Source organism: Paucibacter sp. XJ19-41, assembly GCF_028462495.1.
Taxonomy (GTDB): Bacteria; Pseudomonadota; Gammaproteobacteria; order Burkholderiales; family Burkholderiaceae_C; genus Roseateles_E.
The window spans coordinates 1-5,000 of the sequence record NZ_JAQOWX010000202.1 but is presented as its reverse complement, the minus strand read 5'-3'; the positions used below and the strand labels follow the sequence as shown (position 1 = coordinate 5,000).

At 67.6% G+C, this 5,000-nt stretch carries 8 protein-coding genes; 6 read left to right on the top strand and 2 right to left on the bottom strand.

Going from position 1 to position 5,000, the window contains the following annotated elements; all coding sequences use genetic code 11:
• From PO768_RS27780 to PO768_RS27765, 4 genes are all read left to right on the top strand, one after another.
• Positions 1-565, top strand: a 565-nt coding sequence (locus PO768_RS27780) for a cohesin domain-containing protein (protein WP_272648643.1), incomplete at its 5' end; no start/stop codon positions are given.
• A gap of 10 nt (positions 566-575) precedes the next feature.
• Complete coding sequence (locus PO768_RS27775) at positions 576-1,055, top strand: type II secretion system protein (protein ID WP_262973457.1); 480 nt, start codon at positions 576-578, stop codon at positions 1,053-1,055.
• Between the two features lie 9 nt (positions 1,056-1,064).
• Positions 1,065-1,463 carry a type II secretion system protein gene (locus PO768_RS27770; RefSeq protein ID WP_272648642.1) on the top strand — a complete coding sequence of 133 codons (399 nt, stop codon included), beginning with the start codon at positions 1,065-1,067 and terminating at the stop codon, positions 1,461-1,463.
• Positions 1,464-1,470: 7 nt separating this feature from the next.
• Positions 1,471-2,112 (top strand): type II secretion system protein, encoded by a 642-nt coding sequence (locus tag PO768_RS27765; RefSeq protein ID WP_272648641.1) that lies wholly within the window; start codon positions 1,471-1,473, stop codon positions 2,110-2,112.
• Here the strand turns inward: PO768_RS27765 and PO768_RS27760 are convergent.
• Positions 2,095-2,886, bottom strand: a complete 792-nt coding sequence (locus PO768_RS27760; RefSeq protein WP_262973460.1) for a PEP-CTERM sorting domain-containing protein — start codon at positions 2,884-2,886, stop codon at positions 2,095-2,097. The genes PO768_RS27765 and PO768_RS27760 overlap by 18 nt on opposite strands.
• Positions 2,887-3,023: 137 nt before the next feature.
• Positions 3,024-4,238 (bottom strand): glycosyltransferase, encoded by a 1,215-nt coding sequence (locus tag PO768_RS27755; RefSeq protein ID WP_272648640.1) that lies wholly within the window; start codon positions 4,236-4,238, stop codon positions 3,024-3,026.
• Positions 4,239-4,374: 136 nt separating this feature from the next.
• On the opposite strand from PO768_RS27755, the gene PO768_RS27750 reads away from it, so the two are divergent.
• Together PO768_RS27750 and PO768_RS27745 are read left to right on the top strand one after the other, a co-directional pair.
• Positions 4,375-4,581 carry a helix-turn-helix transcriptional regulator gene (locus PO768_RS27750; protein WP_336297793.1) on the top strand — a complete coding sequence of 69 codons (207 nt, stop codon included), beginning with the start codon at positions 4,375-4,377 and terminating at the stop codon, positions 4,579-4,581.
• Between the two features lie 98 nt (positions 4,582-4,679).
• The gene (locus PO768_RS27745; RefSeq protein WP_272648639.1) at positions 4,680-4,937 is read left to right on the top strand and encodes a WGxxGxxG family protein; all 258 of its coding nucleotides are present in this window, start codon (positions 4,680-4,682) and stop codon (positions 4,935-4,937) included.
• The last annotated feature ends 63 nt before the right edge of the window (positions 4,938-5,000 follow it).

Here is a 5,000-nt window from a genome sequence, read left to right as displayed (position 1 = left end):
CGGGCCGGCGGCCAAGCCTGCGGCAGCGACCGAGGGCAATGCGGCGGCGCCCACGCCGGCCGCAACCGCCGCGTCAGCACCAGCCGCAGCGGAAGCGCCACCCGCCTCCCCCAGCGCAACCGAAAACACCCAAGGCCCGCAGAACTGGCCCTCCGGACTGTCCTGGCGCGGCCAGTCCGCTGTCGCGCCCGGTGGCACGCTCACGCTGGAGCTGTGGGCGCAGAGCAGCCAGCCGATCTCGGTGATGCCGCTGTCGCTCAACTACGACGCGCGCATCCTGTCCCTGATCTCGGTCGATCAGGGCAATTACATGAACAACGCCGGCACCGCCTCGGCGCTGAACAAACGCGCCGATCCCGGCAGCGGCCAGATCCGCGCGGTGCTCAGCGCCTCCGGCGGCACCGGCACGGCGGCCGAGGGCTCGCTGCTGCGCCTGGTGTTCAAGGCCCTGGCCGCCAGCGACGGCACGCCGGTGAGTGTGAGCGAGCCGGTGCAGGCCATCAGCCCCAGCGGCGAATCGGTGCTGCTGGCTATGCCGCCGGCCTGGAACATCCGAGTGAAATGACGGGCCGCCCATGAACACCAAGGCCAGCTGCGGCTTCACACTCATCGAGCTGCTGGTCACGCTCGCCATCGTGGCGGTGCTGGCCCTGTTCACCGTGCCGGTGGCCGAGGTGGCGGTGCAGCGCGGCACCGAGTCCGAGTTGCGCCGCGCACTGCGCGAGATCCGCGACGCGCTGGACGCCTACAAAAAAGCCAGTGATGAGGGTCGCATCCAGCGTAGCCTGCAAAGCAGCGGATATCCCAAGAGCCTGGACGCGCTGGTCGATGGCGTCGAGGACATCAAGGATCCCAAGCGGACCAAGATCTATTTCCTGCGCCGTATCCCCCGCAATCCGCTGGACGACCGACCCGAGAAGCCCGCCGCCGATACCTGGGCCAAGCGCGCCTATGCCAGCGAGCCTGGCGACCCGCAGGAGGGCGATGATGTGTTTGACGTCTATGTCAGCGCGCCCGGCACCGGGCTCAATGGCGTGCCCTACAAGCAGTGGTAGGCCATGGTGATGCGCAGCCGCCCCCCCAAGCCGTCCGCCCGCGCCGCCGGCTTCACCCTGGTGGAACTGCTGGTGGTGCTGGCCATCGTGGCCACGCTGCTGATGCTGTCCCTGCCGCGCTATACCCAAAGCGTGGAGGTCGCGCGCGAGCGGGTGCTGGTGGAGAACCTGCGCATTACCCGCGACGCCATCGACAAGTTCCATGCCGACACCCTGCGTTATCCGGACTCGCTGGATGAGCTGGTGGAGAAACGCTACCTGCGCAGCCGGCCCATGGACCCGGTGCTGGAGAGTGACCAAGCCTGGCTGATCGTGACGCCACCCAGCGAGAAGAAGGGCCAGGTGGCCGACATCAAGAGCACCGCGCCGGGTCAGACCCAGGACAAGCGCGCGTTCACCGAGCTGTGACGACACCATGAACCGCACTGTCTCCAGCCAGCAAGGCTTCACCTATGTCGGCGTACTGATCCTGCTGGCGGTGCTGTCCATGGCGGCGGCACTGACGCTGCAGTTCGCGCAGACTCGCGCCCAGCGCGATGCCGAGACCGAGCTGCTGGGCGTGGGCCAGGAGTTCGAGCGCGCCTTTGCCAGCTACCATCGTCAGACGCCTGTCGGCCAGCGGCCTTTTCCCGAGAAGCTGGAAGATCTGCTGCGCGACCCGCGTTATCCCGGCGTGCGCCGGCATCTGCGCCGCCTTTATGTGGATCCGCTCAGCGGCAAGGCCTGGGGCCTGGTGCCTGCGCCTGGCGGCGGGGTGATGGGCATTTACAGCCGGGCCGAGGGCAAGCCGTTTCGCCAGGACATCGGCCAACGCGCCCTACCCCCATTGCCGCCCGGTGCAGCCTCGGCGGCCATACAAGGCGCCGTCATCGCCACGACCGCGCAGCTGCCCATGCTGGCCGCCAGCCCTGCCAGCGTGAATGTGGGGGACAGCTATGCCCAGTGGCGCTTTGGCTACGACCCGCAGCTGGATCTGCAGCGGCGCAACAACTTCATTCTGCCGACACGTGCGCCCCAGCCGGGGCAGCCCTCACAGCCCTCACAGCCCGCGCCGTGAGCGCCGCACCACAACCAAGGCGGTGAGCGAGATCGCCAGCAGCGCCAGCGTGGCCGGCTCATCCACGCGGCCGGGCTGGGTGTTGAGGGTGTAGAGCAGCTCGTTGACTCGCAGCTGGACGGGGTCGCTGCCGTTCAGTCCCTCATGGAACACGGTATTGGTCTGGCCGCCCAGCATCACATAGCCATTGCCGAAGAAGCCACCGGCCAGCACGGTGCGGCCCTGCTCGTCGCGGATCAGCGCGCTGTAGCTGGAGTCGGTGCTCAGCGTGTTGTGGCCGAAGTAGTAGCCCAGCCAGTTGTCACCCGCGCCGGAAAACAGATCGCTGCCCGGGTTCACCGCCGAGCCGCTGTTGCTGCGGTTGTCGATGGACTGCTCAACGGAGCTGGCGCCGAAAACCAGGTCAAACGGCGACTGCTGATCAGTGGCGGCATTGATGAAGAGCCGGCCGCCGCCCAGTACATAGGACTCAAGGGCGCTACGGTTCTGGGCCAGGAAGGACACCATCTCGGTAGATGCCAGGTCGCCGCCATCGATATAGAGCAGCGAATAGTTGCTGAAGGCGCTGCCGAACTGCAGCCGGTTCCAGTTCTGTCCAAAGGCCGCATTCATGGCCTGCGCATTGCTGAAATCGTCAAACGGCTCGTTGGCCGCGCTCATATAGGCGTGGCCACTAAGGGCCGTCACCGGACCGGCCTGGGCCGCGCCAAGCAGAGTGGCGGCGCACAGCAAGGCGCCCAGCGCGCGTGCCGCGCTCTTGAAGATCAAGCTCATGGTTCCCTCCCAGGAGGCCGGGCCGGGCGTGAGCGCCAGGTGGCCAAAGTCCCAGCAACTCTACCAAAGCCGCCCCGGCGCTGAATACCGCGGGAATGCGGGGGGTCAGGTCTTTCATCGACCGTTCAGTGAGACTGTCACGGCAGCAGCGATTCAAAGGCCTCCATCAGCCGCGCCACCTGCCGCTGGTGGGAAAAATCGCCGTGGCGCTGGGCAAAGGCCTGGGCGGCGGTGCGCGCCTCGGGCTGGTCCAGCAGCTTGGACAGGGCGGAGGCCAGCGCGGCCGGCGAGCTCAGGGTGGCGCCGTTCACCGCCGCGCCGCTGCGCGCCACCTGGCGCGTTATCAGGCTTTGCTCGCGCTGCATGGGCAGCAGCAGCAGCGGCACGCCGGCCAGCAGCGACTGGGCCATCGTGGCCTCGCCTGCATGGCAGACCGTCAGCCCGCAGCCCGGCAGGGCCTGGCTCAGGTCCACCGGGCCCTTGGCGTAATGGATCAGCGGCGAGTCCAGCGGCGGGCGTTTGCCGGCCGCCAGCTCCGGCATGTAGCACAGGGTGCGGCAACCCTTGGCCACCAGGGCACGCAGGACTTGAAGATGGTGGGGGAAGCCGGCCTTGAGGTAGGCAAAGGCACGGGGGCCCTCTCCGGTCGGCCATTGGGGTTGCTCGCCGCCGGGCGCCATGAAGCTGGGGCCATACCAGTGCTGGCCGGCCGGCAGCTCGGCGCGGCCATAGTGATCCATCTCGGGCCAGGTACACAGCAGCGGCAGGTCGCCCGCGAACAAGCAGGCCAGCCGCGGCAACGGCGGCCGCCCAAAGGCACGCAGCACCTCGTTGACGCTGGCCAGGGCCAAGGCGTCGGACTGAGCCAGGCGCAGGTTCAGTTGCTGGGCCGGCATCGGGTTGCCCTCCAGAAAGCTGGGCAGCGGCACGGCATCAGGCGGCATGTAGAAACCCAGGCCAACCACCGCGCTGGGCAGGCCGGCGATGCGTGCGGCCAGCACGGCGGTGGGCGCATAGTCCGCCACCACCAGTTGTGGCCGGTAGAGCTTGAAGGCAGCCAGCCAGCCCTTGACTTGGGCGGCCAGCGCAGCCGGCTGAACATAGCCGTTGGCGAGCAGAACCTCGGCCAGACTGGCCATGGGGTCCGGTAGACCGGACACCTTGTGCAGCCAGACCGGCGCCTGCAGGCGCGGCAGTGGCAGGTCGGCCAGCAGGCTGTCGGTCTGCACCAGGTCGCGCAGCACCATCGCGCAGTCATGCCCGCGCGCCGTCAGCGCCTGGGCCAGGGGCTTGAGCCGGCCGGCATGCCCCAGCCCGCCGCCCATCTCCCAGCACAGCAATACCTTGGCCATGGCAACCTCCTCCCTGCGGTCATCCCCGCACAAGCGCGGCGACGCAGTTTAGGTGACGGCACAGGGGCGCTCAGCGAGCCGGCGCGACGTCGACCCGCAGGTTTCGCATTTCGTTCGAGTGGCTGCGGTCCGGCAGATGACGGGCCTCGGTCGATCAATGATCTATCGGCTCATGGCTGCTCATCGCTTCCCAGCGCCAGTCCAACTATCCACCCGCGCCGGGGTGGCCGCTGTCGGATCTGGAACAGTGGAGTCGTGCAAGCAAGACCATCTCGCATTGAGGTCGGGCTTCGGCGACGAGTGCAAGCGGTGCAGCAAAGTTTTCCGTCAAGCCCGCCATTGAATCTTCGCGAGCCCGCGAGCGGGTCCGGCACGCGGGTTGCCAGCAGGACTTGAGGCATTCAAAGCCCGGCCTCAGGCATCTACTGACAAGGAACTTCCATGCGCTCCACCCGATTCACCAGCTGTGCCCTCGCCGCTTCGCTGTCCCTGCCAATTTTTGCGCAAGGTACAAGTCCCACCGATTCGACATCGTCGACCCGGTCAACCGGCGTCGCCGCAGACCCGTCCATGGAGGACCGCATGGACGGCTTCAACTGGGGATGGCTGGGCCTGCTCGGTCTGGTCGGCTTGATCGGGCTGCGCAAGCAGCCGGATGTGCATCGCACCGACGCGACACGCGCTCCCGGGACGCGCTAGCAGGCTGTTGAATTTCAGCTCGTAAGTCCCGTTTCGCAATCGAGTCGTCGTTGCTACTGTTCA

What these genes read in the sequence shown, in the direction of transcription:
- PO768_RS27775 (WP_262973457.1), top strand. Translation starts at nt 576, where the DNA reads ATGAACACCAAGGCCAGCTGCGGCTTCACACTCATCGAGCTGCTGGTC.
- PO768_RS27770 (WP_272648642.1), top strand. Translation starts at nt 1,065, where the DNA reads ATGCGCAGCCGCCCCCCCAAGCCGTCCGCCCGCGCCGCCGGCTTCACC.
- PO768_RS27765 (WP_272648641.1), top strand. Translation starts at nt 1,471, where the DNA reads ATGAACCGCACTGTCTCCAGCCAGCAAGGCTTCACCTATGTCGGCGTA.
- PO768_RS27760 (WP_262973460.1), bottom strand. Translation starts at nt 2,886, where the DNA reads ATGAGCTTGATCTTCAAGAGCGCGGCACGCGCGCTGGGCGCCTTGCTG.
- PO768_RS27755 (WP_272648640.1), bottom strand. Translation starts at nt 4,238, where the DNA reads ATGGCCAAGGTATTGCTGTGCTGGGAGATGGGCGGCGGGCTGGGGCAT.
- PO768_RS27750 (WP_336297793.1), top strand. Translation starts at nt 4,375, where the DNA reads ATGACGGGCCTCGGTCGATCAATGATCTATCGGCTCATGGCTGCTCAT.
- PO768_RS27745 (WP_272648639.1), top strand. Translation starts at nt 4,680, where the DNA reads ATGCGCTCCACCCGATTCACCAGCTGTGCCCTCGCCGCTTCGCTGTCC.